The sequence below is a fragment of the Nocardiopsis coralliicola genome (assembly GCF_054779695.1).
The window spans coordinates 433,186-460,076 of record NZ_BAAGXT010000001.1; the positions used below are offsets into that span (position 1 = coordinate 433,186).

Annotated in this window: 22 protein-coding genes and 1 pseudogene; 12 read left to right on the plus strand and 11 right to left on the minus strand. The window is 72.1% G+C overall.

The features are described from left to right. Window positions 1-165 precede the first annotated feature (165 nt). The gene (locus ACYVGT_RS01790) at window positions 166-1,875 is read left to right on the plus strand and encodes a DUF2075 domain-containing protein (protein ID WP_460854561.1); all 1,710 of its coding nucleotides are present in this window, start codon (window positions 166-168) and stop codon (window positions 1,873-1,875) included. Window positions 1,876-2,152: 277 nt separating this feature from the next. Here the strand turns inward: ACYVGT_RS01790 and ACYVGT_RS01795 are convergent. Then, window positions 2,153-2,509, minus strand: a pseudogene (locus ACYVGT_RS01795) (class I SAM-dependent methyltransferase); the annotation flags it as partial. Here ACYVGT_RS01795 and ACYVGT_RS01800 point away from each other — a divergent pair. After that, the gene (locus ACYVGT_RS01800; protein WP_460854562.1) at window positions 2,465-2,629 is read left to right on the plus strand and encodes a CGNR zinc finger domain-containing protein; all 165 of its coding nucleotides are present in this window, start codon (window positions 2,465-2,467) and stop codon (window positions 2,627-2,629) included. The pseudogene ACYVGT_RS01795 and the gene ACYVGT_RS01800 sit on opposite strands and share 45 nt — an antisense overlap. A gap of 38 nt (window positions 2,630-2,667) precedes the next feature. Here the strand turns inward: ACYVGT_RS01800 and ACYVGT_RS01805 are convergent, their stop codons facing one another. Further along, window positions 2,668-3,168, minus strand: a complete 501-nt coding sequence (locus tag ACYVGT_RS01805) for a methyltransferase family protein (RefSeq protein ID WP_460854563.1) — start codon at window positions 3,166-3,168, stop codon at window positions 2,668-2,670. Between the two features lie 18 nt (window positions 3,169-3,186). Next, on the minus strand, window positions 3,187-3,975 hold the full coding sequence (locus ACYVGT_RS01810; protein ID WP_460854564.1) for a TetR/AcrR family transcriptional regulator: 789 nt from the start codon (window positions 3,973-3,975) through the stop codon (window positions 3,187-3,189). Window positions 3,976-4,173: 198 nt separating this feature from the next. On the opposite strand from ACYVGT_RS01810, the gene ACYVGT_RS01815 reads away from it, so the two are divergent. Further along, window positions 4,174-4,674: a MaoC family dehydratase gene (locus ACYVGT_RS01815; protein ID WP_460854565.1), complete on the plus strand. Its 501-nt coding sequence runs from the start codon at window positions 4,174-4,176 to the stop codon at window positions 4,672-4,674. 117 nt (window positions 4,675-4,791) lie between these two features. Here the strand turns inward: ACYVGT_RS01815 and ACYVGT_RS01820 are convergent, their stop codons facing one another. Further along, on the minus strand, window positions 4,792-10,239 hold the full coding sequence (locus tag ACYVGT_RS01820; RefSeq protein WP_460854566.1) for an ATP-binding protein: 5,448 nt from the start codon (window positions 10,237-10,239) through the stop codon (window positions 4,792-4,794). A 272-nt stretch (window positions 10,240-10,511) separates the two neighbouring features. On the opposite strand from ACYVGT_RS01820, the gene ACYVGT_RS01825 reads away from it, so the two are divergent. The 5 genes from ACYVGT_RS01825 (at window position 10,512) to ACYVGT_RS01845 (ending at window position 14,735) form a co-directional block, all read left to right on the plus strand. Further along, on the plus strand, window positions 10,512-11,459 hold the full coding sequence (locus ACYVGT_RS01825; protein ID WP_460854567.1) for a YDG/SRA domain-containing protein: 948 nt from the start codon (window positions 10,512-10,514) through the stop codon (window positions 11,457-11,459). 182 nt (window positions 11,460-11,641) lie between these two features. Then, complete coding sequence (locus ACYVGT_RS01830; RefSeq protein ID WP_460854568.1) at window positions 11,642-12,079, plus strand: STAS domain-containing protein; 438 nt, start codon at window positions 11,642-11,644, stop codon at window positions 12,077-12,079. Between the two features lie 157 nt (window positions 12,080-12,236). After that, complete coding sequence (locus tag ACYVGT_RS01835; RefSeq protein WP_460854626.1) at window positions 12,237-13,499, plus strand: phospholipase D-like domain-containing protein; 1,263 nt, start codon at window positions 12,237-12,239, stop codon at window positions 13,497-13,499. Between the two features lie 160 nt (window positions 13,500-13,659). Further along, window positions 13,660-14,016: an MmcQ/YjbR family DNA-binding protein gene (locus ACYVGT_RS01840; RefSeq protein ID WP_460854569.1), complete on the plus strand. Its 357-nt coding sequence runs from the start codon at window positions 13,660-13,662 to the stop codon at window positions 14,014-14,016. 245 nt (window positions 14,017-14,261) lie between these two features. Beyond that, window positions 14,262-14,735: a hypothetical protein gene (locus ACYVGT_RS01845; RefSeq protein ID WP_460854570.1), complete on the plus strand. Its 474-nt coding sequence runs from the start codon at window positions 14,262-14,264 to the stop codon at window positions 14,733-14,735. 242 nt (window positions 14,736-14,977) lie between these two features. Here ACYVGT_RS01845 and ACYVGT_RS01850 read toward each other — a convergent pair whose 3' ends face one another. Together ACYVGT_RS01850 and ACYVGT_RS01855 are read right to left on the minus strand one after the other, a co-directional pair. Beyond that, on the minus strand, window positions 14,978-16,270 hold the full coding sequence (locus tag ACYVGT_RS01850) for an SLC13 family permease (protein WP_460854571.1): 1,293 nt from the start codon (window positions 16,268-16,270) through the stop codon (window positions 14,978-14,980). A gap of 16 nt (window positions 16,271-16,286) precedes the next feature. Then, window positions 16,287-17,471, minus strand: coding sequence for a CaiB/BaiF CoA transferase family protein (locus tag ACYVGT_RS01855; protein ID WP_460854572.1), 1,185 nt, complete (start codon window positions 17,469-17,471; stop codon window positions 16,287-16,289). 132 nt (window positions 17,472-17,603) lie between these two features. Here ACYVGT_RS01855 and ACYVGT_RS01860 point away from each other — a divergent pair, with 132 nt between their 5' ends. The 3 genes from ACYVGT_RS01860 (at window position 17,604) to ACYVGT_RS01870 (ending at window position 20,702) form a co-directional block, all read left to right on the plus strand. Next, window positions 17,604-18,506 carry a LysR family transcriptional regulator gene (locus ACYVGT_RS01860; RefSeq protein ID WP_460854573.1) on the plus strand — a complete coding sequence of 301 codons (903 nt, stop codon included), beginning with the start codon at window positions 17,604-17,606 and terminating at the stop codon, window positions 18,504-18,506. 137 nt (window positions 18,507-18,643) lie between these two features. After that, window positions 18,644-19,840: a winged helix DNA-binding domain-containing protein gene (locus tag ACYVGT_RS01865; protein ID WP_460854574.1), complete on the plus strand. Its 1,197-nt coding sequence runs from the start codon at window positions 18,644-18,646 to the stop codon at window positions 19,838-19,840. A 166-nt stretch (window positions 19,841-20,006) separates the two neighbouring features. Beyond that, window positions 20,007-20,702, plus strand: a complete 696-nt coding sequence (locus ACYVGT_RS01870) for a hypothetical protein (protein ID WP_460854575.1) — start codon at window positions 20,007-20,009, stop codon at window positions 20,700-20,702. 22 nt (window positions 20,703-20,724) lie between these two features. Here the strand turns inward: ACYVGT_RS01870 and ACYVGT_RS01875 are convergent, their stop codons facing one another. Continuing rightward, on the minus strand, window positions 20,725-21,942 hold the full coding sequence (locus tag ACYVGT_RS01875; RefSeq protein WP_460854576.1) for a globin domain-containing protein: 1,218 nt from the start codon (window positions 21,940-21,942) through the stop codon (window positions 20,725-20,727). A gap of 564 nt (window positions 21,943-22,506) precedes the next feature. Continuing rightward, on the minus strand, window positions 22,507-22,944 hold the full coding sequence (locus ACYVGT_RS01880; protein ID WP_460854577.1) for an RrF2 family transcriptional regulator: 438 nt from the start codon (window positions 22,942-22,944) through the stop codon (window positions 22,507-22,509). An 88-nt stretch (window positions 22,945-23,032) separates the two neighbouring features. Between ACYVGT_RS01880 and ACYVGT_RS01885 the strand changes: the two genes are divergently transcribed. Then, complete coding sequence (locus ACYVGT_RS01885) at window positions 23,033-23,506, plus strand: hypothetical protein (RefSeq protein WP_460854578.1); 474 nt, start codon at window positions 23,033-23,035, stop codon at window positions 23,504-23,506. A 129-nt stretch (window positions 23,507-23,635) separates the two neighbouring features. Here the strand turns inward: ACYVGT_RS01885 and ACYVGT_RS01890 are convergent, their stop codons facing one another. The 3 genes from ACYVGT_RS01890 to ACYVGT_RS01900 all read right to left on the minus strand — a co-directional run bounded on the left by ACYVGT_RS01890 (window position 23,636) and on the right by ACYVGT_RS01900 (window position 26,767). Continuing rightward, complete coding sequence (locus ACYVGT_RS01890; RefSeq protein WP_460854579.1) at window positions 23,636-25,159, minus strand: tripartite tricarboxylate transporter permease; 1,524 nt, start codon at window positions 25,157-25,159, stop codon at window positions 23,636-23,638. Between the two features lie 64 nt (window positions 25,160-25,223). Then, the gene (locus tag ACYVGT_RS01895) at window positions 25,224-25,706 is read right to left on the minus strand and encodes a tripartite tricarboxylate transporter TctB family protein (protein WP_460854580.1); all 483 of its coding nucleotides are present in this window, start codon (window positions 25,704-25,706) and stop codon (window positions 25,224-25,226) included. 53 nt (window positions 25,707-25,759) lie between these two features. Beyond that, window positions 25,760-26,767 carry a tripartite tricarboxylate transporter substrate binding protein gene (locus ACYVGT_RS01900; protein ID WP_460854581.1) on the minus strand — a complete coding sequence of 336 codons (1,008 nt, stop codon included), beginning with the start codon at window positions 26,765-26,767 and terminating at the stop codon, window positions 25,760-25,762. Window positions 26,768-26,891: the final 124 nt, after the last annotated feature.

The following is a 26,891-nucleotide window of genomic DNA, read 5'->3' on the forward strand; positions in this document are numbered from 1 at the left end:
GAATTGGGCTCGCACTGCCTATACCATGCATCTGCCAATGAACTCAATCGGGATATATCTGGTGATTTTCTCATCGGAAATATGGAGCGGGCGTTCCGGGATCACTACGGCTCAGCTCCGAGCCGGGGCGAAGTCGCATCATGGCGCAACAGCATCCCCACGGTCGTGGAGCTCCTGGTCGACGCAGGCTTGGGGGAGGTCCAGGTCCTGCTGGAGATGGCAACCCCGCTGACCGATATCCGTATGGACATGGTGCTGGTGGGATCGCACCCGCGCCACCAGGAGATCTCGGTGGTGGTCGTCGAGAACAAGCAGTGGTCGCGAGCCGTCCCCGTGCCCTACTCCGAACTCGTCAGCTTCACCAATCCGGCTGAGCTTCAGGTCGTGCACCCTGTGAACCAGGTCTGGGGCTACCGTCAGGTTCTCAACGACTTCATCCCCCTGCTGCGGGACACCGAGGTCTACTGCGTCGCGAACCTGCACAACGCCCCCGGCAGTGCCCTGCAGGAGATCCGGCCGAGCAGGCAGGGTCTCGCGGGAGTCGATGAGATGCGGGGCCATGCCCAGATGTATGGCCTCGACGAGCGCCCGCAGTTCCGACGCAGACTCGAGTCGGTACTGGCTGCCGAAGGAGCCGAGCAGTACGCACGAGACCTTCTCGAAGCCCCAGTAAAACCGACCGAGACGCTCATGTCCGTGGCCGGGAAAGGGCTCGGGCGGCGCACCCTCTTCACGCTTCTGGACGAGCAGAGGGCGGCCTACGATCATGTTCGGGCTCAGGTCGCGCAGTCCCGGAGCGGGGACTTCAAGGAGGTCGCGGTCATCGTGGGGGGCCCAGGAACCGGAAAAAGCGTCGTTGCCCTGGAACTAATGCGGACTCTCTACCAGGAGAGCGTCAGTACGGTACACGCCACGGGGAGCCGGTCATTTACGAATACCCTGAGAAGAGAGGTGGGAGAGCGCTCCGATCGTACGTTCGGCTACTTCAACGGGTATGCAACAAGCCCGCCGAACAGTGTTGACGTCCTCCTCGCCGACGAGGCGCACCGGATCCGCACCAAGCCGGGCGCCCCAGCCCACGACTCCGGGGCAATGTTTCAGGCCAAAGGCCTGATCCGGGCCGCTCGAGTTCCAGTGTTCTTCCTCGACGAGAACCAGCAGGTCCGTCCGAACGAGATCGGAGGACCCGATGTCATCGAGGCGGCCGCGCGTGATCTTGGCGTTGGTGTGCAGAGGATCGACCTACGCCGTCAGTTCCGTTGCAATGGATCACCGGAGTATCTGGAGTGGGTGGATCGGCTCATGGGATTCGTCCCGGAAGGGCCTGGACAGTGGTCTGCGCCCCAGTCATTTGACCTTCGCGTAGCAGAATCGCCCCAGCAGATGGAGGAATTCCTTCAGGGGAAGGCGCAGCAGGGGATGCGGGCTCGCATAGCTGCAGGCTACTGCTGGCCGTGGAGTCCTCCGAACAAGGACGGAACCCTGGTGGAAGAGGTGGTCATCGGAGATTGGCGGCGTCCCTGGAACGTGAAGCCGGACTATTCGGCGCCCGGCGCTCCGTCCTCCGACTACTGGGCGACCGACCCCCGCGGTGCAGGTCAGGTCGGATGCGTATACACGGCCCAAGGGTTCGAATACGACTACGCGGGCGTGATATTCGGGCCGGATCTTGTCTGGGGGCGCGACCGATGGATTTCCTGGATGGAGCGGAGCCACGATCCGGGTGCGAAGGCTCGCGGTCAGGCTGAGTTCCACCACCTCGTGCGCAACACCTACCGCGTTCTCGCGACGCGCGGCCTGCGGGGCGCGGTGTTCTATTCGGTCGACCCCGACACCAACTTCTTTTTCTCCCTCCTCGGGGTGCCTCAGGTGTGACCCACACGCCGGCCGCCTCAGCGGATCGCGGCGATGATGTGGTCGTCGGCGGTCTGCCAGAGCGGGGCGGCGGAGATGTAGCCGGCGGTGTGGAGGAGGCGGGTGTGGTCGGCGGTGGTGAGGGCGTTGGTGCCGTGGTGGTGGGCGGAGGCGGGGGAGAGGCGGGGGCGGAGAGGGCAGTGAGGCGGTCGGGCAGCGGCATGTGGTCGGCGTTGGCGAAGACGCCACCGGGTGCAGTGCGGGCCGCGAGCGCCGTGTACAGGGCGGCCAGGGAGTCGCGATCCATCCAGTGCAGCGCGGTGGAGGACACCGCGGCGTGGATCGTCCCGGGCAGCACGGTGATCCACTCCGGGTCGGCGAGGTCGGCCTGGATCCAGGTGGCGGTATCGCCATAGCGGGTGCGGGCGAGTGCGAGGAGCAGAGGGTCGGCGTCGACGCCGATGAAGACCGCGCCGGGAAGGCGTTGGGCCAGCCGCGCGGTCAGTGAGCCCGGGCCGCAGCCCAGGTCGACCAGGACGGGTGCGTCGGTGCCGTCCAGAGCGGCGGCGACCGCATCGCCAGGACGGCGAAGCGCTCTTCGCGGTCGGGGATGAACCCTCCTGCTGGGAGTCCCAGCGCTCGATCGGCGGGACAGTGCGACCGCGTCTTCGCCGACACCTCCCGCAACGGCACCCGCCGCTTCTGCTCCACCGCCTGCCAGAACCGGGCCAAGGCCGCGGCGTTCCGGGCCCGCAAGGCCGGCGCCGGCGGCTGATCCGCTCCACGGAGAAGACCAGCCGCCGGCGGTCAGGTTCACGGGGACCAGGCGTGCAGGCGCGGGACCCACCCGGGCACGTTGCGCCGGTACTGGGCGTAATCGTCGCCGAATTGCCGTGCCAGGGTCGGCTCTTCGTAGAAGCGCACGAAGGCCATGAACCCTGCGGTGACCGCGGCGGCGTAGAGCAGCATCCACACCGAGCCGAAGAGCAGCGCCTGCCCGATCAGCGCCGCCGCGATCGCCACATACATGGGGTTGCGGACCCGGCGGTTGGGGCCCTCGACGACCAGGTGCTCAGTGGGGGCCACCGGAGCCGGAACCCCGCGGGCGCGGACGAACTGGACGAAGGCGCTGACGAGGACTGCGACCCCGCCGGCGATCAGCAGTGCCCCCGGTGCCTGGGCTGCCCACCAGAACGGCAGCGGCTGATGGAACTGCCATCGGGTGATCAGCCAGGGCAGCAGGCCGACGACGGTACCGGGCGCGATGATGAAGAACAGGATGCTTCCGTAGGCAGCGGCGGATCGGGAGCGCATGGTGTGACTCCTCAGTGTTCATCGGGCGGGCGGGTCGGTGGCCACGGCCCGCAGGAACATTCGGGCGAACTCCTCGGCGGACGCCTCCAGGTCGGGCAGGGCGTCGCCGATCGCGGGTTCGAGTGTGGGGCGGAGCGCCAGGTGGAGCACGATCGGCGCGATGAGCGCCTGGATCAGCAGCGGTAGCGGGATAGGGCGGATCCGGCCCGCTGCGACGTGCGGGAGCAGGATGCGGCCGAATGCCTGGAAGAGCTGCGGGAAGGAGCTCTTCGACATCTGTGCGATCGGAGTGTTCGGACGGGCTGTCACCTCGGCGAGCAGCCCGGGGAGGACGCTGGGGTCCTGGCGGAAGGCGGCGATGACCGCCCGGTGCAGCGCGTGGACGGCGGACTCCAGGTCGGCCGGGGGATCGGCGGCCAGCCGCTCGACGGCGGGCAGCGGCCCATAGCGCTCGAACACCGCCGCGAGGAGTCCGTCGCGCCCGCCGAATGCGGTGTGCAGGCTGGGGACGGAGCACTGCGCGTCGGCGGCGACGGCATCCAGCGTCAGATCGCCGATGCCTTCCCGGGCGATGACCCGCGCCGCCGCGCTGACCGCTCGCTCGCGGACCGGCGGCCGACCGCCCGGGTCGATGCCGGATCGCCGTACCGCCGCGTCCAGTGCGGCGCGCGAGCCGCCCAGGCGTCGCAGAAGGGTGCTCCGGGAGATTCCGGCGGCCTCCGCGATCGCGGGCAGCGGTACGGCGGCAACGTCCTGGTTGCGGGTGCGGGCGGCCCGGACGGCGGCGTCGACCAGATCCTCGATCATGGAACTGAACCTATGATAGATAGGGAATCGTTTCAAGTGTCAGGACAAGTATTGTTCCAGTGCGCTGGCTGGGACGGAGTCCGGACACCGCTCACTCCCAGGCGCCCGCAGGGAGCAGTGCCGCAGTGCCCCGGTGGCGGCCCGCGCCGCCCTGGTAGCCTCGCCGCTGCTTGGCCCCTGCGGACACCGGGAGGAAACGTGCGCGTCGAACCTGGGGAGACCGGCCCAAGCGGCCGGGCTGCCTTTGCCGAGCGGTACCTGGAGGACTACCCGGTCGGCGAGGTGACCGAGTTCGGCGGGGAGTTCGCCGTCAGTGCCGACGACATCGTCTCCTACGCCCAGCGCTACGACCCCCAGTACTTCCACCTGGATGCCGAGGCGGCCGCGGAGGGCCCGTTCGGCGGGCTCGTGGCCAGCGGGTGGCAGACCGCCGGCGCCATGATGCGGCTCTACGTCGACCAGTACCTCTCGCAGCAGGCCAGCAGGGGCGGCCCCGGCATCGACGAGCTGCGGTGGACCGCGCCGGTCCGCCCCGGCGACCGGCTGCGGCTGCGCACCGAGGTCGTGGAGGCGCGCCCCTCCTCCGCCAAGCCCGACCGCGGCCTGCTGCGCACCCGCGTCCAGCTGCACAATCAGGACGGCACCAAGGTCTTCGACGCTGTCTGCATGAACATCATGCGCACGCGGCCCCGCAACTGAAGCCGCGGCGGCTCCGCGCCTGCGCCCTGACCCCCACCGGCCAGCGCAGCCATCGGACAGCGGTGCGCCCCGGCAGCCAGCGGCTGCCGGGGCGCACCGCGCCGCAGACCCTGCGCCTCAGTCCTGGCGGGCAATGGCGCCGATGATGCGGGGGCGCAGTTCGGCGGCGCGGATCACGGCGTCCACCGAGCCGACCTCGACGGCCCGGCGGATGTCGTGCACCTGGTCGAACTCGGCGGCGACCTCGCCCAGCTTCTCGGCGCGCACCGACGAGCGCACGCCGTCCAGCTCGGCGGCGAGCTCGGCCCGCTCCGCGCCCGACGCCGCGGCCACCTGCGCCTCCAACTCCTGCACCCGGGCATCGGCCGCGGTGCGGGAGTCCACCTCGCCGGAGAACACCACGGCGGCCGCCGGGGCACCGCCCAGCACCGACGCGAACGACCCGTCCACCGCCAGCACCGTCATCTGCGGGTTGAGCGCCTTGGAGAACACCACGAACGCGCCGCCGTGGTACCGCGAGATCACGCAGAACACGATGGGGCCGCGGAAGTTCACGATGGCGCGGCCGATCTCCGCGCCGTACTCCAGCTGCAGCTTGCGCATCGACTCCGGTGAGCCGTCGAAGCCCGACAGGTTCGCCAGCACCACCAGCGGCCGGTTGCCGCTGGCCGCGTTGATCGCCCGCGCCGCCTTCTTCGACGACCGCGGGAACAGGGTGCCCGCGGTGTAGGAGCCGGGGCCGTCGGTGGGCGGGAAGCCATGCCGCGCCACCGGCTGCGACTCGATGCCCAGCAGGCACACCGGCGTACCGCCGAGGTGGACGTCCTGCACGACGGCCGTCTCGGCGTCGGCCATCCCCGCCCAGCGCTCCAGCACCGGATGGTCCTGGTCGGACAGTGCGCGCATCACGGTGCGGATGTCGAAGGGCTTCTTGCGGTCCGGGTTGGCCGCGGGCGAGAAGATCTCGCCCACGGTGGCGAAGTCGCTGCCCTCGGCCTGGTGCGGGTAGGGGGAGACGTCGCGGTCGTGCGGGTCGGCGGTGGGCGCGGTCCGCGGTGCCGACTCGCCCGGGGCGACGTAGGAGTGCTCGTAGTGGGCCATCAGCACATCGCGCGCGCCGGCCAGGTCGGGCGCCCAGTACTGCGCCTGCCCGTTGGGGCCCATCACCCGGTCGTAGCCGCCGATGCCGACGTTGTCCTCGGCCGAGACGCCCCCGGAGAAGTCCAGCGACTGCTTGCCGGTGAGGACCATGGCCGAGTCCGGCGTCATCACCAGGATGCCCTTGGTGTGCATGAGCATCGTGGCTTCGGCGTTCCAGTAGGGCTGGGCGCCGACGTTGATCCCGGCCACGACGATGTTGATCTCGCCGCCGTCCTGGGTGAACTCCACGATCCGCTTCAGCGCGGCCGCCACCCAGTCCATGTTCTCGGTGCCCGACTCCATCGAGATCCGGGCGCCGGCCGAGAGCGCGTACCACTCCAGCGGAACCTGCATCTGCTCGGCCAGGTCGAGGGCGGCGATGACGCGGCGGCACTCCGCCTCCGACAGCGCGCCCAGCGCCTTCGTGGGGTCGCCCAGCAGCACGACGCGGGTGACGCCCTGCGGATGCCGCTCGGTCGCCGTGGAGACCACGCCGGCCACGATGGCCGCCGTGTTGCGCCCCTTCGGCCGCTCGACCGGCGCCAGGGCGCCGGCCCCGTCCAGGTCGTACTCGGTGAAGTCGCCCAGCAGGCCGGTCAGCTCGTAGGGGTAGACGGTGTTGCGGCGCGCGGCGCGCAGCACCTTCTGCCGGTAGGCGTCGACCGGCTCCACCGTGTCGGTCGCGGGCGGGCCGACGGCGATCTCGGCCGCGCCGGTCGCGTCGAAGCCGATCCGGGCGGAGATCTCGGTGGCCGCGCCGGTGACCGGGTCGCGCTGGCGGCCGATGAAGAGGATCTCCTCCAGGCCGGCGCCCTTGACCGTGGGCAGCACCCGGTCGGCGAGCATCTGCAGCTCCGGCCGGCTGATGTCGCTGGTGGGCCAGACGTAGAGCACGATCCGGTTGGTGGCGACCCGCTTGCGGGACGGCCGCTGGGCGTGTGCGCGCCGGACGGCGTCCAGGCAGGCGGCCAGCGTGTACTCCGCGGTGGGCAGCGAGACCAGCCGGCCGTCCTGCTCGCGCAGCTCGGTGAGGTCGCGCACCTGCGCCATCGCGAGGAGCCGGTCGTCGTCGGCGTTGTCCCGGGCGACGCAGCGGAACAGGTACACCTCCTCGTCGGCCGAGGGAAGCCGCGTCAGGTCGAACCGGTTGAACCGCTCCAGCTGCATCCGCTGCGCGATGGTGGGGTGCAGGCCGCGGAAGAGCCGCTGCTCAGCCATCCCCTCCCCGGCCGGCCGGAAGGTGAAGTGGTGGTGCATGACGGCGCCGCCGCGGCCGGCCACGGTCGCGGTGATCCGCTCCACGCCCGCCGGCATCGGATGCGCGTCGACCGCCTCCTGCAGCGCGCTGGCGAGGGCGTCGGTGTCCTCGGGCTGGCCCTCCCAGGACAGGTAGATGTCGGCGTCGACCGAGGGCGCGCCGGCAGCGAGTCCGGCGAGCCCGTCCAGCGCGGCGCCGAGGCCGTCGAAGCCCACAGCCGCGGTGACCACCCGCGACTCCGCCCGCTCGGCGACCACGAACGTGCAGCCGCCGGCGGCGTGCACGCCGATGCTGCGGATCGCCCGGTTGCCGTAGTAGCGGCGGGTGAGCACCTCCAGCAGCGCCGTGTCGTCCCGGTCGCCGCGCACGATGCGCTGCCCCAGCACCCGCACGAGCGGCTCGGTGCTGCGCACCATCTCGGCGATGCGCTCGGAGCGGTCCGCGGCGTCGGGGTGGGCGTCCAAGTGGCGCAGGTGCCGGCGCACGTCGGCGTAGACGCGGGCGCGGGCGCGGCGCAGCGTGGGCTGGCCGAACCAGGCGAAGACGACGCCGCGCGCGAGGTCGGCCACCGCCGGGAAGTTCACCTGGGCGGCCGCGACCAGCCGCTCCAAGGCGAGGCCGGCCGGCTCGCGCAGGGTGGAGTCGGGCGGGCTGTCAGTGAGCCAGGTGCGCAGCAGCGCCGCGACGGAGGCCGCATGCGCCGGCAGGTCCTGCTGGGCCAGGAAGACGCGGAAGACCGCACCCTCCAGCTGCTCGGTGCGCTCCAGGTCGGTGACGCCGTAGTGGGCGAGCACGGTGGCCAGCCGGTCCTGGAAGGCGGTGGGCAGGCCGCCCCGCTCGGCGTCGAGGCTCTGCAGGTAGGTGTGGAAGTACTCGCGCGCCGACTGGACCCGGCCGGCGGAGGCGTCCTCGCTGGCGGGCCGGTTCTGGGTGAGCGCGGCCATGTCGGCGAAGACGCTGATCAGCGCCAGCTCCTCGGCCAGCGGCGGCCGGGCCGCGCTGCGCCGCGCGGCCAGGTAGTCCTGCAGGACGCGGCCGTCGGCACCGGGCTCGCCGTCGAAGCCGAGCAGCAGGGCGCGCAGGTCCTCGCCGCAGCGGGCCAGCCGGTCGCCGGAGCCGGGCTCGGCCGCCGCCGGCAGGTCGATGTCGACCGGGGCCGGCGCCGCTCCGGCACCGGCGTCGCCCGTGTCGCCCAGCGGCTCCAGCCGCAGCAGCGGCGCGTTGGCCTCGACCTGGCTGCCCACGGCGACCGAGCATTCGGTGAGCCGTGCGGCGAAGGGGGCGCGCAGCACCGTCTCCATCTTCATGCTCTCCAGCACGAGGACGGGGGCGTCGGCCTCGACCTCGTCGCCGACCTGCAGCGGCGTGGCCACCACCAGTGCCGGAGTGGGGGCGCGCAGCACGCCGCCCTCGTCGTGGCCGACGCGGTGGGTGACTCCGTCGACCTCGACGAGGTGGATGGGGCCGTGGGTGTCCGACAGCAGCCGGAACCGCTCGCCGTTGACGGTGATCCGGCCGGTGTGCCGGTCGAACCGCTCGATCTCCACGTCGGCGGTGCGCTCCTCTCCGCCGCCGGCGGAGATGCCTGCGCGGAAGCGCTGCGCACCGGTGCGGGCGACCCGCACCCGGTAGCCGGCACCGCGCAGCTTGAGGTCCATCGGGCGGCTGCTGTCCAGGCTGGCCTGCGGGCGGCCGCCGAATGCGGTGGTGAACAGGCGGCGCCGCGCGATGTCCTCGGCCTCTTCGTAGGCCTCGATGGCGGCCGCGGCCAGCGCGGCACCGGAGTGGCGGTCGGTGGTCAGCCCGCCCTCGGCGCGCACCCGGTCGATCCAGCCGGTGTCGGCGGTGGCGCCCACCACCTCGGGCCGGTCCAGCAGGTCCAGCACGAAGCTCTTGTTGGTGGCCCCGCCCTCGATGACGACCGTGGTCTTGGCCATGGCGCGGCGCAGCCGGCCCAGGGCCTCCTCGCGGTCGCTGCCGTGGGCGATGATCTTGGCGATCATCGAGTCGAAGTCGGAGGGGATCGAATCGCCCTCCTCGACGCCGGTGTCCACCCGGATTCCGGGCCCGGTCGGCAGGTCGAGGCGGGAGATGCGGCCGGGGGAGGGGGCGAAGTCGCGGTCGGGGTCCTCGGCGTTGAGCCGGGCTTCCACAGCGTGGCCGCGCTCGGCGGGCGGCGCGCCTTCCAGCCGCCCGCCGGAGGCGACGTGCAGCTGCGCCTTGACCAGGTCGGTGCCGGTGGTGGACTCGGTGATCGGGTGCTCGACCTGGAGGCGGGTGTTGACTTCGAGGAAGGCGAACAGCTTCTCGCCGGGGTGGTAGAGGAACTCCACGGTGGCGGCGCCGCGGTAGCCGACGGCGACGGCCAGCCGCTCGGCCGAGCCCTTGAGCTCGGCGACCTGGGCAGCATCGAGGACCGGCGACGCCGACTCCTCGATGATCTTCTGATTGCGCCGCTGCACCGAGCAGTCGCGCACGCCCAGCGCCCACGCGGTGCCCTGGCCGTCGGCGATGACCTGCACCTCGACGTGCCGGGCGCCGGTGACCAGGCGCTCCAGGAAGACGGTGCCGCTGCCGAAGGCGCGCGCGGCCTCCTCAGCGGTGCGGTCATAGGCGCCGGCGAGCTCGTCCTTGCCGGTGATGACGCGGATGCCGCGCCCGCCGCCGCCCGCGGCGGCCTTGAGCATCAGCGGATAGCCGATGCGCTCGGCCGCGGCCAGCGCGTCCTCCAGGCTCTCCACGGCGCCGCGGCTCCACGGCGCGACCGGCACGCCGACCTCCTCGGCCAGCAGCTTGGCGCCGATCTTGTCGCCCAGCCGGCGCATGGCCTCGGGGTCGGGCCCGATGAAGGCAATGCCGAGGTCGCGGCAGAGCTCGGCGAACGCGGGGTCCTCGGCCACGAAGCCCCAGCCGACCCACGCCGCGTCGGCACCGGTGGCGGTCAGCGCCGTCTCCAGCGCCTTCAGGTCGAGGTAGGGCCGCGCCGAGGCGGGCCCCAGGTCGTAGGCGATGTCGGCCTCGCGCACGAACGCGGCCCGGCGGTCGGCGTCGGTGTACAGGGCCACGGTCTCCACGCGGCTCCCGGTCTCCGCCGCGAGATCGCGGACGGCATGGATGAGCCGCATGGCGGCCTCACCGCGGTTGACGATGGCGATACGACTGAACACCGACCGAGCCCTCCTGAACGTCGAACGGCCCGCCCCCCGGCGGACCTCTCCGGACTTCACCTTTCCGCGTCCCCCACCCCCCGCGCCATGCCGGACCCACCGAAGGCCGCCCACCCCGCCTTGTGGAAACCACACAAAGGCCCCGGAGCCGCCCTGCCGTGCCCGAGTTGCAGATGGTGTTTCCACCGATACTCTCGGTGGCCAAGCGTGGTGTGCGGTCGGGTGAACAAGTGCCTCTCGCCGCGAGTAGCCGACCATGGCATGCTCACGTCATGGCTCAAAAGAATGATTACCAACGCCGTTTTGGTGAGATCCCCAATCAGCCTGTGGGAACGGTGTACAAATTGAGGGAATCGGTGAAGGCGGCCGGTCTCCACGGGCACCTGCGGGCCGGGATCTCGGGAACCCCGCATGAGGGGGCGGACGCCATCGTTCTGAGTGGAGGCTACGAGGACGACGGTGATGACGGCGACGTCATCACATACACGGGCCAGGGTGGGCGTGATCCCCGCACTAAGAAGCAGATTGAGGACCAGGATTTCGCTGTTTCTGGAAATGCCGCGCTGATTAAAAGTCAGCAGGAGGGCCTTCCCGTTCGGGTGATTCGCCAAATTAAGCCGAAGCCCGATCCGTGGTATCGCTACGATGGTCTCTATTGGGTTTCGGATAGTTGGTACAAGCGCAGAAGTGACGGATTTCGTGTCTGTCAGTTCCTCCTTGAGGCCGAGAATCCGAACACTCCGGTGGGCTCCGGTGTGCAAGGGAGTGTGGGTGACGCAGGGGGTGTGGATGCCGCTGTGGGGACTTCTGCGCAGGCCGCTTCCGACGGGGGCTCGCCCAGTTGGGCCGTGCGCCGAATAATTAAATTCGTCCGGGATCCTGCGGTAGTGCGTCGCGTGAAAAGCTGGTACGAAAATCACTGTCAGGTGTGCGGTGAGGTGATCATGCTCCCCAATGGCGGGTTTAGTAATGGGGCGCATATTCGACCACTGAGTCGACCGCATAACGGTCCAGATGATGAGAGTAATATGCTCTGCCTCTGCCCCAACGATCATCAGAGGTTTGATTTTATGGCGATTTACATCACGGATGACATGCGGGTGGTGGATGCGCTCAATGGTGGAGTAGTTATATCCCAGCTGCGCGTGGATCGCCGCCATTACATTAACCTTGACCATGTGCGATATCACCGACGTTCCATCGTGGGGATGGCGCAGTAGGGCGGAGCAGGGAAGGCCGAGGTGCTTCGGAGGCCCGTGTGGCCGCGGGGAGAGGGTGCCCCTACTGGGGAGCGGGAGCATCTCGGGGTCATCTCAGGGTTCGCATGTGGAACAACAAGGGCACGGCGAGGCGTTGTCTCCGAGCGGAGGCTGTCCCGATGGGGGACGGGAGGGGAGCAGGAGTGGACCAGCGTGAGATCGGAGCGGCGGCTGGCAGCGGCGTGCCGTCAGCGCCGCAGCCGCGGGAAGCGCAGCTCGACGCGACCGTGCCCGAACTGACCGCCAACCTCGCCACGCGAGGCGGCGCGGCGATCGTGGCCCTGCGCGGAGAGATCGACCTCGGGTCCCAGGAGTCGTTCCGGACCGCGCTCGAGGCGGCGCTCGCGCAAGCGCCCAACCGCCTGGTGCTCGACTTCACCGAGGTCCGCTTCATCGACTCCAGCGGACTCCAGGTCCTCATTTCTGCCCACGAGACCGCCTCGGCTGCCGGAATCGGCATCGCCGTGGCTGCGCCGTCGCGCCACATCGCCAAGGTCTTGCACGTCACCTCGCTGGACCGGCGGGTTGCGGTGTGGGACAGCGTCGACCGCGCGCTGGGGAGGGACACGCTGGAGCGGTGAATGCTGATGCTGTGACCCTCTGCCCAGGTGGCAGGGGGTCTTTTTTGTGGGGAACCTCCTGGGGTGCCGGGTGTAAGGGGTCCGTAAGGCGGGTGGGGCACAGTGGCGGCGTTGGTTACGGAGCGTCGCCGCTGGGGTGCGGGGAGAGGGAGTGGCCATGTTCGGAGGAGTGGGGCGGGCGAGGGGATTAGCGGCGGCGGGGGCCGCCGCTGTGCTGGTGGCGGGGGCGGTGGGGGCAGCGTCCGCCGATGCCGGCGGCGACGCGCTGCAGGCCACTGAAGCGACGTTCAACGAGCCCGGTGGGGACGCGAATGGCACGGAGATCATCACCGAGCTCGAGGAGCTGATCGACGGAGCCGAGGACGGCTCGACGATCCGGGTGGCCCAGTACCGGCTGCGGGATCACGAGATCACCTCCGCGCTGGAGCGCGCCGCGGTGGACCGCGGCGTGCAGGTGCAGGTCCTCGTCGACCACGGCACCCGCAAGGACGGCGAGGACGACGACTTCGCCCGGCTGGAGGCCGCGCTGGCCGACGACGGCGACGACGCGACCTGGGTCAAGATCTGCGACGACGGCCCCCCGGGAGGGGAGCGGGCCGGCTGCAACGGCAGCAATGCCATGCACAACAAGTTCTTCCTGTTCTCGGAGACATCGGGCGCCACCGAGGTGCTGTCCACCGGCTCCTACAACCACAGCGGCACTGGCGTGGGCGGGACCGGCGGCTGGAACAGCCTCTACACGACCAGCGGCAACAGCGGCCTGTATGAGCGCTACGGCGCCTACTTCGGCGACCTTGAAGGCGTGGCCGACGGTGAGCAGCCCCCCGACGGCGACTACTACGGCTCCAACCCTCCGGAGATCTACGGGGACACCAAGGCCTACTTCTATCCGCGTGCCGACGGAGAGGGCCGGGACACCTACCTGAACAGCCTCAACGAGGTCGACTGCGCGGCGCAGTCCACCACGGTCCGGGTTGACATGTGGTCCTTCACCCGCGCGCCGATCGGGCAGAAGCTGCGCGATCTCGCCGAAGAGGGCTGCACGGTGGACGTCGTGGCCACCCGAATCCGCAAGGGCGCCTGCAACGCGATGACCAGCGGCGGACTTCCCGAGGGCCTGTCGATCCGCGGCTTCACCAACCAGGACGCGGGCACCCACCAGAAGAACCTGCTGATCGACGGCCACTACCTCGAGGACGGCGCCAAGGCCGTCTTCACCGGCAGCCACAACTGGAACAGCCTCTCCTGGCAGAACAACGACGAGAACGTGCTGCGCATCCTGGGCAACACCGCGGTCCACGATCAGTTCGCCGGCAACTTCGCCAAGGTGCAGGAGGCCGCCGACATCAACGTCGCACGCCAATCCGACTGCCCGAAGGTGCTGCCCGACGAGGACGGAGCGGCCGCCGACGACAGCTGATCGCGCGCAGTCCGCGCCGATGTCCGGGGTGCCCGCCGCGGCGGGCACCCCGCGTTGTGTCCCTGGACTGCCGGAGAAACCCGCTCTGAATCTACGCCGTAAAGGTGCGGCTTGGCTTCCGCCACACAAGACCGTCCCCGGGGTGTGGTTTGCTCCTGCCATGGGTGTTGAAATTGCGGGGTTCCTGCGGCTGGTGGGAAAGCTTCCGGGGGTGAAGCAGCGGGAGTTGGACCGCTACACCGTGCTGGAGACGGGCGGGCGGACGTTCGGGTACCTCTGGCCGCGGACGGCGACGGTGGGGCTCAAGCAGACGCTTTCGGAGCAGGCGGCGCTGGTCGCCGAGCGGCCCGAGGTGTTCGAGGTGCAGTTCACCACCGCGTCGTTCGGGTGGGTGGTGGTGTACCTGGACGGCATCGAGCTGGACGAGCTGGGCGAGCTGGTCGTCGAAGCGTGGCGGCTGACCGCGCCCGCCGAACTGGCCGACAGCGCGCCGAATCCGGGGGAGCTCACCTCCTGACGGACGCGGGGCGCAGTGCGGCCGCGGCCGGCGGGGCAGCGGGGTGCGCAGCACCCGCAGAATGCGCCGGGGCGGAGCCCCCCGCGGTTCAGATGACGTCCGTCATTGTCGGCCGGTGACTGGCGTGACTGCCGGTCGGACCCCGCCTCCGGCCAGGATGAGGGCAGCGCAGGAGAGAGCACCTGCCCCGGCCGTCCCCTCCGGTCGGAGACTGACTTACACCGCCACCACCGGAGGTTCCCCCGATGAACGGATTCACCGAATGGATCGCCGGCGCGATCGAGGGGGCGCACTGGGCCATCCAGTTCGCCGCGGTCTTCGCCGTCGGCACCATCCCCTTCCTGGAGAGCTACGTCGGCGCGGCTCTCGGTGTCGTGGTCGCGATGCCCTGGCCGGTGGCGCTCTTCGGCGCGGTGGCCGGAACGCTGGCCGCGGTGGCGCTCGCCGTGGCCCTCGCCGGGCGGGCCCGCCGCACCTGGTCCCGCGGCCGCGAGCCCAGCCCCCGCCAGCAGAAGATCATCGCCCGGGTGGAGAAGTGGGGAATCCCGGCCGCCAGCCTGCTGGCGCCGACCCTGTTCGCCATCTCGCTCACCTCGTTCGCCATGGTCGCCGCCGGCCTCAACAGCCGCACCGTGCTGATCTGGAACGGGGTGTCCGCCCTGGTCTGGGGTGCAGCGACGATGGGCCTCGTCGGCACGGCGCTGGGCACGCTGGCCTAGCCGGCCCGGATCCGCGCCTTCCGCCGGCGCGGAGGGAACGGCGCGCGGCGGGCCGGGACCGGTCCGGGACGTGCCGCGCGCCGGGGGACCGGTCCCGACGACCGGGGCACTGGAGGCGGACGGCTTCGGCGGGTGCGGCGGTGCGCGGCGGCAGCGCCGCCTGAACCGCGAAGCGCAGAGCCCGCCGCAGCCGGGCCCTGCCCGCCGCGGCCGCCGCGGATCAGCGGCCGGCACCGGATCGGTCACCACCAGCTGAAGAGGGCCCAGACGAGTAGGGGGCCGACCGCGACGGACACCAGGCCGTAGAGCAGCAGCTGGCGGAAGAGCGCCGGCCGGGTCTCCTCCGGTGCCGCTCCGAGGATCAGCCCCCCGGTGATACCGAGCGGATTGATGTCGACCACAACCGAGGACAGCGCCACCGTGAGCACAGCGCCGACGGGTGAGGCCCCCGCCTCCACGACCGCCGGCAGAAGCGGCATGGCCGTCACGAAGACCGCGATCGAACTCGCCGCGAACGAGGTGATGCCGGCGATGTAGCAGAGCAGGAGCAGGGTGAGCGCCGCCGAACCCTCGATCGTGAGCAGGTCGCTGATGCGCTCGAACGCGCCGAGATCCTGCATCACGCCGATGTAGGTGAGCAGCCCCCCGATCAGCAGGACGATGCCCCAGGGCATCCGGGCCACTGCGGGCGCGGGGTCGATCCGAAGGATCAGCAGCTGCAGGCAGGCGGCAGTGACACCGAGATAGCCGATGTTCATGTCGAAACCCACCGACAGGACGAGAACGGCCGCCATGCCGCCGAGGGTCACCGACAGGACCACCCGGTTGGGGGCCTCGGCGCGCTCCGCCCCGGCCGGGGCGCCCCCTGGCCCACCCGCCGGGTTCCCTCCGGAATCACCCGCCAGCACCAGACTTCCCGCTGCCGGCAGCGCATTGCGGACGCAGGCCGCGGCCAGCGCGCCGGTGCAGACGATGATGCCGGCGAGCATGGAGCCGGCCAGCAGGAGGACCGGAGCATGATCGGGCAGGCCGAGCCCGAGCGAGGCGTCCTGCTGCCGAGCCGTCACGCCGTACACGGCCAGGGGCGACAGCAGGCCGCTGAGGATGCCCATGATGCCGAGAACAGCCATCATCAGCGGCGGCAGGCCGTAGCGCGCCGACAGCCCCAGGGCGATGGGCGCGACGATCGCCGTGGCCGCGGCAGGGAGCGTTCCGAAAGCTGCCAGGAGCGCGCCGGCGACGAACGGGACCAGGGCGACCAGCACGGCCTTTCCCCTGACGAGCCGCAGCAGTCCGTCCAGCAGCCAGTCGAGCGTGCCGTTGATCTTGGCGACGGCGAACAGGGCGGTCACGCCGACGATCAGGATGAAGAAGTCCGCCGGGAAGAAGCCGGTGACGGCATCGGGCGGAACCCCGGCGGCGAGGCCGATCAGAAAGGCCGCCGCGAAGGCGCCCAGCCCGAGGTTGAAGCCGCGCAGGGCGGTGGCTGCGAACAGCAGGAGCAAGAGGACGATGGAGACGTCGGCGAGGGGCATGGGGGGTCCTTGTCGCTCAGATGACGCCGCGTTCGCGGAGATCGTCGATCTCGTGCTGGGCCAGTCCGAGCAGGTCGCCGAGGACCTCTGCGGTGTGCTCGCCCAGCGCCGGCGCCGGAGGGTCGATGGTTCCGGCGAAGCCGGAGAACCGTCCGGCCGGCGCCTGCACCAGTTGCCGGCGCCCGTCGGCGTCTTCGAGCTCGACGATCGAGCCGCGATCCCGGATGTGCGGATCGGTACACACCTGCTCCGCCGAATTCACCGGCCCCGCAGCGATGCCGGCGGCGTCCAGCCGTGCCAGGAGCGGTTCGAGGTCGTGGCCGCCGACGAACTCCGCGACCCGGGCCTCGATCTCGGCGCGGTGCGCGACCCGGTCGGCCATCGAGGAGTGGACCTCGAGGTCGCGGGCGGCCATCACGCCGACGAGCCGTTCCCACATCCGGTCGGTTGACGCGGGGATGCTGACCCAGCAGTCGTCGCGGGTCCGGTACAGGTTGTTGGGACTGACGTGCGGATTCCGGTTGCCTTGGCGCATGGCGCTGTGCCCGGTCGCGCTGTAGTCGGCGATGAAGTCCTCCATCATCCGGAGCAGGGGCTCGTACAGCGGGATGTCGGCGAGCTGCGCCTTTCCGGTCAGGTCGCGTTGGCGCAGAGCGAGCAGGGCCGCGAAGGCCGCGTAGATCCCGGTCACGCCGTCGGCGACCGGGTAGCCCGCGAAGGTCGGCGGGCCGTCCGGGGTGCCGGTCCGGTGGGTCAGTCCCGCGAACCCCTCGGCGACGCGGGCGAACCCCGGGCGGTCCGCGTAGGGCCCCGTCCGGCCGAAGGCGCTGACGTGCACCATGACCAGGTCCGGGCGGTAGGCGCACAGGTCGTCGAAGTCGATGCCGAACCGGCGCAGGGTGGCGGGGCGGAAGTTGGTGACGACGAGGTCGGCTTCCCGTGCCAGGCGGCCGACGATTCCTGCGGCGCCGGGGCGGTGCAGATCCAGCGTGACGCTGCGCTTGGTCCGCCCGAGGAGGGCCCAGCTCGCTGAAGTCCCACCGTCCAGCGGCGGGTAGCCGCGGGCGGGGTCTCCGGTCCCCGGCTGCTCGACCTTGATGACATCGGCACCGAACTCGCCGAGGAGCGTCGCTGCCAGCGGGCCGGCCAGGATGGTGGACACATCGAGGACGGTGACCCCCGCGAGCGGTGGGGATGGCATCAGCGGTTTCCTTTCACGCGGCGAGTGGCCCAGGGCACAGTGCCCATGGGCCGATGATGGAGGGCGGCTGCACCTGCACGGAAGATCGCAAACCCTTGGATGGGTGATAGGAAATCCCTTTAGGGTGGCGGGATGAGGGTCGAGCGTGCGCGGTACTTTCTGGCGGCCGTCGAGACCGGGTCCCTGCGGGCCGCGGCGGCGCGGTGCGGAGTCAGCCAGCCGACACACGGGCAGCAGGTCTCCCTGCTCGAAGAGGAGCTCGACGTGGTCCTGCTGACCCGCAGCCGGAACGGGGTGCGCCCCACGGCTGCCGGTCAGGCGATGATCGAACCCCTTTCCCGCCTGGTGGCGGCGGAGGACGCCGTCCGCGCAGCCGCCGCGGACTCGGGCGGCGCCTATCAGGGAAAGGTGGCGATCGGTGCGATATCCGTCGTCGCTGAGACCCTCGTGGCTCCCGTCGTGGCCCGGTTGCGTGCCGACCACGCCAACCTGCGCTTCAGCGTCGCCGAAATCTCCTCGGGCGAGATCGAGGAGCGAGTGCGCGACGGGGCGCTGGACTTCGGGGTGATCTCGACCCCCGCTGCGGCCGCCGCCGGAGGGGTGCGCAGGGCACCGCTGCTCACTGCCCCCCTGGGCGCGGTCGTGCGGATGGACCACCTGCTCGCCCAGCGCGACGAACTCACCTGGCAGGACCTCGCGGCATGGCCGATCGTCACCATGCGCTCGGGGACCGTGATGTGGGAGCGGCTGCACGAGAACGTCGCCGACCCCGACGTGGTCGTCCAGGCGGTCTCGGACCGGTCCGTCAAGGTCATGGTGAGCCATGGCGCGGGGATCGGCGTGCTCGCACCGTTCAGGACATCCACCGACGTGCCCGGGCTGCGCTGGATCCCGCTGCGCGGCGCCGCCCCCGTCGAGATCTGCCTCGTGCAGCGGGGGGACAGTAGGCCCTCGCCCGCCGCTCTCGTCGTGCGCCGTCTCGTCGAGGAGCAGGCCCGCTCGCTGCTCAGCGCTGCCGGCGCCGCCGGAAGGTGAGCGGGCGGCCTGCCCTCCCGGCCGCCCCGGCGCCGCAGGGCAGCGCCTCGGAGACGGGACCCGCTGGCCAGGGGTGGCAGCGTGCGCATCGGGAACGGTCCGAGCAGTACGCGCAACGCACCGCCGGGGGAGTACCGATGCCGATGGACCCGATCGATGCCGATGCCGAGCAGGTCCGCCGGTTCCGCCTCGCCCGGCACGGACTGGACCGGCGGCGCCCGGCAGCGGAACTGGAGCGCGCGGTCGGCGCGTGCGGCCTACAGAACAGTCCGCCGTGGACGGCGGCGGTGGCGGCGCAGGCACGGCTGGACGGTCTGGCCCCCGAGCACTTCCACGCCGCGGTCGACCCGGGCCGCACGCTCGTCCAGACGTGGTGCATGCGCGGCTCCCCCTACTTCCTGCCGGTGCGCGACGCCGACGTCTTCACCGCCGGGATGCTGCCCCGTGCCGATCGCCTGCCCGACTTCCTCGCCGGTGCCGGTCCCACCCTCGGCCGGCTCGGCATGGACCTTGCCGAGGCGGTGCGCCGGACCGAGGCGGCGCTGCCCGGTGCACTGTCCGGCCGGCGGCTCGGCATCGGCCCGCTCGGCGCCGCGATCGCCCAGGCCATCGCGGCTGACCTGCCGCCGCACCAGCGCGCCGTGTGGGAGGAGGAGGGCCCCTACGCCGCCGGGCAGCCCGCGGGCGAGGGGATCGTGCACTTCGCGCTGCGCATCAGCACGCTGCGCATGCGCCTGTGCATGGCACCTCGGGAGGGCGGCACGGCCCCGTTCGCGCTGGTGTCGGAGTGGCTGGGGGAGTGGGCGCCGGCGCGCACCCCCGGCGAGTCCGCCGCCGAGCTGGTCCGGCGCTACCTGCGGTGCTTCGGCCCCGCCACCCCTGCGGAGTTCGCCGGCTGGACCGGGCTCGCGCCGCCCGACGCGCGGGAGGCATGGCAGCGGGTCGGCGGTGAGCTGCTGGAATGCCGCGTCGAGGGCCGCCGCCGGTGGATCCTCGCAAACGACGCGGAGGCCCTGGCAGCGTCCGATCCAGTCGCGGGGGTGCGCCTGCTGCCGCCCAGCGACCCCTACCTGCAGCTGCGCGACCGGGCCACCGCCGTCGCCGACCGCGCCCAGCAGCGCGCCCTGTGGAAGCCCTTGCACACGCCGGGCGCCGTGCTGGCCGACGGGGCGGTCGCCGGAGTCTGGACGGCGAAGAAGAAGGGGCGCCGGCTCCAGGTGACCGTGGAGGGGTTCACTGGACTGGACCGGCGCCTGCGCGCCGCGATCGAAGAAGAGGCCGCCGCCCTCGCGCCGTTCCGCGGGGCCGAAGAATGCGACGTGCTCTACACCTGACCCGCCCCGTGCGCGGCCGCCGCGCAGGGCAGCGCGCGGGCGCCGCAGCCGCCGCGCATTCCCTTTGATCCGGGTGCAGCGATCGTCTTCGGCGCACTGCCGGGAACCGGGCCGGTGCACGGCGCGTCCCAGGTGGGCTGAGCGGGCGGGAGATCGGCGGCGGAACATGGGCAAGAGCGGCACGGGCATCCGGCGCGGAGTCGGGCGGAACCACCCCGCGCGGCGCATGGAGCGGGCGTTCGGCTACGGCGCGCTGGCCGGCCTGGGGCTCCTCGGCGTCAGCATCGTCATCGGAATCGTGCTCGGCCAGACCGGCGGATCGATGGAGAGCCCGCTTTTCCTCGCTCCGCTGGGCGCCGGCACGGTGCTCACCGCCGGCGGATGGATCCTGTGGGGATCCTGGTCGGCGACGCTGGACAACTACTCGGAGCCGCTCAGCCTCACCGCAAAGATGACCCTGGGTGCCGTTGCGCTCCTCGTGGTCGGGGTTGTCGCCCTGTTCGGAGCCGGGCTTCCGATTGCGCTTTACGCCGACACCGACCCGCCGCCGTCCTGGGTGATCCCGACCGTGGTTGCCGGCGGCAGCGTCGCCGCGCTGTGCATTGCCGTGGCCATCGTGGGTTCAGCTGTGGCCGGCGGTATCGTCCTGGGAGGCCTGCGCTGGTGGTGGGCCGGTGTGCTGCTGAGCGCCGGGATCGCGGCCGCAGCCGCCGGCTGGGTCCTGGGCGACGTTCTGCTCCTGCTTGCGGGTGTTGCCGCTCTGGTGGGCGCCGTCATCGGTTACAACCGGGCTCTGCGCGCCGGGCTGGCCGCGAAGCGGACCGGTGCCATCGAGGCCGAGCAGTACCGCCGGCGCCGCTGAACGGCGCCGGCGTTCCTCCGGGCTAGACGCCGCCGGCCTGCAGGGCCGGAGCGGGAGCGGCATCGAGGACGTCGGGGCCGAACGTCTCGTGGCGCACCGCTGCGGCGGGGACGCCGGCGCGCAGCAGCGCGCCGCGCGCCGCGCTCATGAACGGGCGGGGGCCGCACAGGTAGGCGGTCAGCCCCGCGGGCAGGTCGAGTCCGCTGAAGTCGGCGAGCCCCTGCCGGGCACCGGAGGAGCCGGGGTCCTCGTAGAAGAGGACCTGCTGCGCCGCCGGCAGCGCGGCCACGAGGCCGGCCTGCTCGGCGGCGAAGGCATGGGCTCCGGGGGAGCGGTCCGCGTGCACCACCGTGACCTGGCGCTGGGACCCCTCGGCCACCAGGCCGCGCAGCATCGCCGTCATCGGTGTGCAGCCGATCCCGGCCGAGGCGAGCAGGAGCGGGCCGTCGCCGGGCTGGAGGGTGAGCCCGCCGAACGGCAGCGACACGTCGAGGGTGTCGCCGGTGCGCACGGTCGTGTGGATCCGCGTTGACACTTCGCCGTCGGGAGCGGCCGGGCCGCCGCGCTCGTGCTTGACGGCCACGGTCCACTGCCCTGCGCCGGGTGCCGACACCAGGCTGTACTGCCGGATCTGGCGGGCCCCGTCGGGCAGCGCCACCTGCACGGCGACGTACTGTCCGGCCCGGGCCGCCGGCAGCGGGCTTCCGTCGGCGCTGACCAGGTCCAGCACGGCCACGTCGGCGGTCTCCTCGCGGCGCGCGGCGACGCGCAGGCGGCGCCACACGTCTCCGGCGCGCACCCCCGCGGCGCGGTACAGGCCGGCCTCCTCGCCGATCAGCGCCCCGGCCATCGCCCAGTAGACCTCGTCCCAGGCCGCGGCGGCCTCCGGGGTGAGCGCGTCGCCCAGCACCTCGCCGATCGCGGCGAACAGGTGCTCGTGGACGACCGGGTACTGCTCGGGCACGATCCCGAGCGAGGCGTGCTTGTGCGCGATGCGGTCGAGCAGCTCGGCGGGGCGGGGCGCGTCGCCGACGAGGTAGCCGGCGTAGGCGGCGATCGACGCGGCCAGGGCGCGGGGCTGGTCGCCGGTGGCCTGGTTGCCGCGGTTGAAGAGGTCGCGCAGCAGCTCCGGCCGTGCGCCGAACATGCGGCGGTAGAACAGCGGCGTGATCGCGTCGATGGACTCGGCGATGGCGGGCAGCGTAGCGCGGACGGTTGCGGCCGAGCGTTCGGAGAGCACCGGACACCTCCATAATTTGCGGATGATATTCAGATTTACCACCGGCGAAAGAGGGGCTTCTCGCGGGGTGCGGGGAGCAGTGGACGTGCTGTGCGCAGGCGCTTTGCGGCGAAGCGGCGGCCCAGTGGCGCGCGCGGCGCCGACCGCTAGGGGCTGATGTCGGGGTCCGGGCAACTTTCGGCCGCAGTGTGCCCGGCCATGCGGGGCGCTGGGTGCGCTTCGGCGGCCGCCCGCGGCTCAGCGAGCGGCTGCCGGCCGCCGAATCCGCCTGTGGGATGGCTCTCCCGCGGCCGCCGCGAGAGCGCGGACCGGGCAGGAGCGGGCAGGGCGGCCCTCCGGGTCTGCGAGCCGAGCCGCACCCTCCGCCGGGTGAGAGCGGGGGTCGCGGGCGCTGCGGCAGGGCAGCGGGTGCCCCGCACGGCCGCAGTACAGGGGAGGGGAGGCGGGCCGGGGCGGTGGGCGGCCGGGAAGCCCGGGCCGCGCGGCAGTCGCGCGCGCGGAGCTCTGGGCAGGACCGCTCCCCGGTCCCTTCGTCGCCTGGGGCGATCCCGGGCAGCGGTGCGGTCAGCCGGGTGCAGACAGTGCGACGAGGACCGGGCCGGTGGGGGCGGCGACGAGGTCGCGCACGGTCAGCGGGTCGAGGGTGCGGTAGAACGACTCCTGGGCGTCGGCCAGTGCCCGGCGCAGCTGACATGCGGCGCGGAGCGGGCAGGGGGTGCCGCCCTCGCACTCGACGACCTCGTCGGCGCCTTCCAGTTCGCGCACCAGCCAGCCGAGGGAGGCGGTCGCACCCAGGTCGCTCAGCGCCAGGCCGCCGCCCCTGCCGCGGCGGGTCTCGACCACACCCATTGCGCGCAGCCGCCCCACGGCCTTGGCCATGTGGGTATAGGGGACGCCCATCTGCTCGGCCACGGCGCGGGTGGTGGGCGTGGCGCCGCTGCCGGGCACAGCCAACCGCATGACCGCACGCAGCGCCAGGTCCGTGAATCTCGTCAGCCGCACAGCCGGACCCTATCAAATACGCATATCAGGTGATGATTATCCGGGCCCGTCGGGGTAGCCTTCCCCGTACCCGTCACAGGAGGTGCCCATGGCGTCGTCGGCCGATCCGCCCCCGTCCGGCGCTGCTCCCGCAGGCCGATCCGGTCCCGACCCGCACCCGGCCGCGGCCCCGTGGCGGCTGCACGCCCGGCCGCGCCAGCTCGACGCCCGGCTGTCCCGGCTGGCCGGGGGCGCGCCGCCGGCCGTGTTCGACGAACCCGAGCTCGACACCCTCGTCTGCGTCACCGCCGGCCATGCGGTCCTCGAGGCGGGCGGCGAGCGGCACGAGGTCGGCCCGGACGCCCCCGGCTGGGTTCCGCACGGCACTGCTGCGCTGCTGCACCCCGGCCCCGGCGGCGTCGCCTACTGCGCGGTGCAGCGCCGGCGCCCGCTGCGCGGCGGGACCGACGACGACGGGGCCGCCTGCCTCCTGGACCGCGTCTGCCCGGACTGCGGCCGCCTCGCCGACTCCCGCGACGCCCTCTTCTGCCCCCGCTGCGGCCACGCACTGGAGCGCGACTGACGGCGCTGCACCGCTGCAGCGGGCGGCGCCGGGGGCCGCCCGCCGCCCGGTCAGTCCGGCCCGTCCCAGGCACCGGAGGCGCAGGTGTCCTTGACGAACCCGGCGAAACCGCGCGGCGCGCGGCAGGCGTCATCCCGCGTGCTCGCGTTCGCTGCCTTCCTCGGCCGCGGTCCGGCGGCGGGCCAGGAGGGCCCGGGCCAGGGGGAGGAGCAGCACGGCGGCGAAGAGGGCGAGCAGCCCGGCCGAGATGGGGCGGGTGAGGAATCCGGTGGGGTCGCCGCCGAAGAGCAGCAGGGACCGGCGCAGCGACGACTCCAGCAGCGACCCGAGGACGAAGGCCAGCACCAGCGGCCCGGGCGGGAAGCCGAACTTCTTCATCAGGTAGCCGACCAGGCCGAACACGATCACCAGCACGATGTCGGCCACGCTGTTGCGCACGGTGTAGACGCCGATGAGGGTAATCAGGATGGTGATCGGCGCCAGGATCGAGGCCCGCACCCGCAGGATCCGCACGAACAGCCCGACCAGCGGGATGCTCATCACCAGCAGCAGGATGTTGCCGATGTACATCGAGTTCACCACGCCCCAGAACAGGTCGGGCTCCTCGGTGACCAGGTGCGGGCCCGGCGTGACGCCCTGGATCAGCAGGGCGCCGAAGATCATCGCCATGGTGGCGTTGGCCGGGATGCCGAGCGTCAGCAGCGGCACGAACGACGACGTCGAGGCGGCGTTGTTGGCGCTCTCCGGCGCGGCCACCCCCTCGATCGCGCCGCGGCCGAACCGCTCGGGCTTCTTCGCGATCCGCCGCTCCACCCCGTAGGCGGCCAGCGACGACAGCACTGCGCCGCCGCCGGGCAGCAGGCCCAGCACGAAGCCCAGGACCGAGCCGCGCCCGATGGCGCCGCGCGCCTCGCGCAGGTCGGCGCGGTTGGGCCAGACATTGGTGATGCGCCCTGGGACGGCCGCGGCGGTGTTCTTCTGCTCGAGGTTGTACAGGATCTCGCCGACGCCGAAGACGCCCATCGCGATCGGCACGAAGTCGAGGCCGTCGGCGAGCGCCAGCGAATCGAAGGTGAACCGCTCGGCCCCGGTGAAGGTGTCCCGGCCGACGGTGGCCAGCAGCAGCCCGCAGCCGGCGGCGGCGAGCGCCTTGCCGCGGCTGCCGCCGCTGACCGAGGCGACCAGCAGGATGCCCAGCAGCGCCAGCGCGGTGTACTCGGGCGGCCCGAAGTCGAGGGCGAACGCGGCGACCAGCGGCGCGAGGAGCGTCATCACCACGATGGACAGGGTGCCGCCGGCGAACGAGCCGATGGCGGCGATGCCCAGCGCGGTCCCCGCCCGCCCCTGCCGGGCCATGGCGTGGCCGTCGAAGACGGTGACGACGGTGGACGCCTCGCCGGGCAGGCGCAGCAGGACCGAGGTGATGGTGCCGCCGTACTGCGCGCCGTAGAAGATGCCGGCGAGCATGATGATCGCGGTGACCGGCTCGATGCCGAAGGTGAGCGGCAGCAGGATCGCGATGGTGGCGGCCGGGCCGAGGCCGGGCAGCACGCCCACCAGCATGCCCACCACCACGCCGATCAGGCAGTAGAGGAGGTTGACCGGTTCGAGGACGACGCCGAACCCGTCGATCACCGGCGTCAGGGAGTCCATCGGCGCTCCTAAGGCGAGGGGGCGGGGGCGCGGGAACGGGATGCGTGCGCGGGCGGGCCGGCGGCTAGAAGAGGTGGGGGATGGGTACGCCGAGCGCGCCCACGAAGACGGCGTAGAACACCGCGACGGTGGCCACCGCGGTGATCAGCGACAGCCGCCACGACTCCCCGCCCAGGAAGCGCAGCCAGATGACGGCCAGCACCACCGCGGGGATCTCGAAGCCGACCGTGCCGACCACGGCCGCGAACCCCGCCATGGTCGCCAGGCCCGCCGCAACGGTGAGTGAGGAGCGGCCGAACGCCTCGCCGCCGCCGGCCCGGGCCTGCACCAGCAGCACCGCGCCCAGCAGCACCAGCAGAGCGCTCACCAGCAGCGGCCACAGGCCCGGACCGGGCTGGGCGGGGCTGCCCAGCCCCAGCGCCACCGATCCCGCGGCGCCGGCGGCCCCGAGGGCGAGGACGGCGCAGGCCGCGCCCGCACTGGCCGCCCGGCTCGCGGGCGGAGGCGCCGGCGCCTCCGCTGCCGCGTCTGCGTCTCCGTCATCCATGGCGGGGCCGTCTTCTCCGTGCGGGGTGCGGGAAGGGGCGCTGCCGCCGGGGCTCATTCGCCGCTGCCCAGGTCGATGCCGTGCTCCTCGGCGAGGGAGCGGTAGTCGTCGTGCAGCCCGGCCCACTCCTCGGCGACCGCCCCGCCCTCGGTCTCGGCCGGGGTGAGCAGGTGCTGCTCGTTGAAGCTCTGGTAGTCCTCCGAGTCGAACGCGGTGCCGAAGGCCGCGCCGAGCTGCTCCACGACCTCCGGCGGGGTGTCCTTGGGGGCGGCGACGGCCCGGTACTGCGAGACCTGGGCGTCGTAGCCCTCCTCGGCGGCGGTGGGCACGTCGGGCAGGTACTGGTTGCGCTCTTCGGAGAAGGTGAGCAGCGGGGTCAGCTCGCCGCCCTCGATCTGGCCCAGCGCCTCGCCCAGCTGCAGTGCGGCGACGTCGACCTCTTCACCGAGCAGGGCGGTGAGCGCGGGCGCGCCGCTGTCGAACGGGACGGCGGTGCCCTCGGTGTCGGCCTGGGCGAACAGCAGCTCCTGGGCGAGCTGGCTGCCGGTGCCCACGCCGGTGGTGCCGAAGTCGATTCCATCGGACTCCAGCAGGCCGTCGAGGGTGTCGATGCCGGAGGCGGAGTTGGCGACCAGCACGTAGTCGTCCCGGGAGACGCCGGTGACCACGGTGTAGTCGTCGATGTCGACGGCCTCGTCGGCGCCGACGGCCAGCGGCGTGATGGTGGTCAGCGACGCGGTGATGAGGATGAGGTTCTGCCCGTCCGGCGGCTGGCCGGCGACCTCCTGGGCAGCCAGGGCGCCGTTCGCCCCGGGGGTGTTGACCACCGGCATCGCCACCCCCAGCTCCGCCGCGGCGGGCTCGGCCAGGGCGCGGGCGATCAGGTCGGTGCTGCCGCCGGCCTCCTGGCCGACCTGCAGTGTGACGGGGCCGCTGGGGAACTCCGAGGCGTCGCCGCCGCCGAGGTTGCCGCCGCATCCGGTGGCGGCCAGCGCGAGCCCGGCGGCCAGTGCGGCCGTGCCGGTGCGCCTGAGGGGGGTCCGCTTCGCGAAGCCGGTCATGGCCGTCCTTCCCTGGGGCCTACCTGCTGTGATCGGTGTCACGTGACTCGGTGCTTCGGCACCCTAAGAGGGCGCCTTGATGCGTGTCCAAGGCCAATTGGGCATAAGTTGATACCTTTCGCGC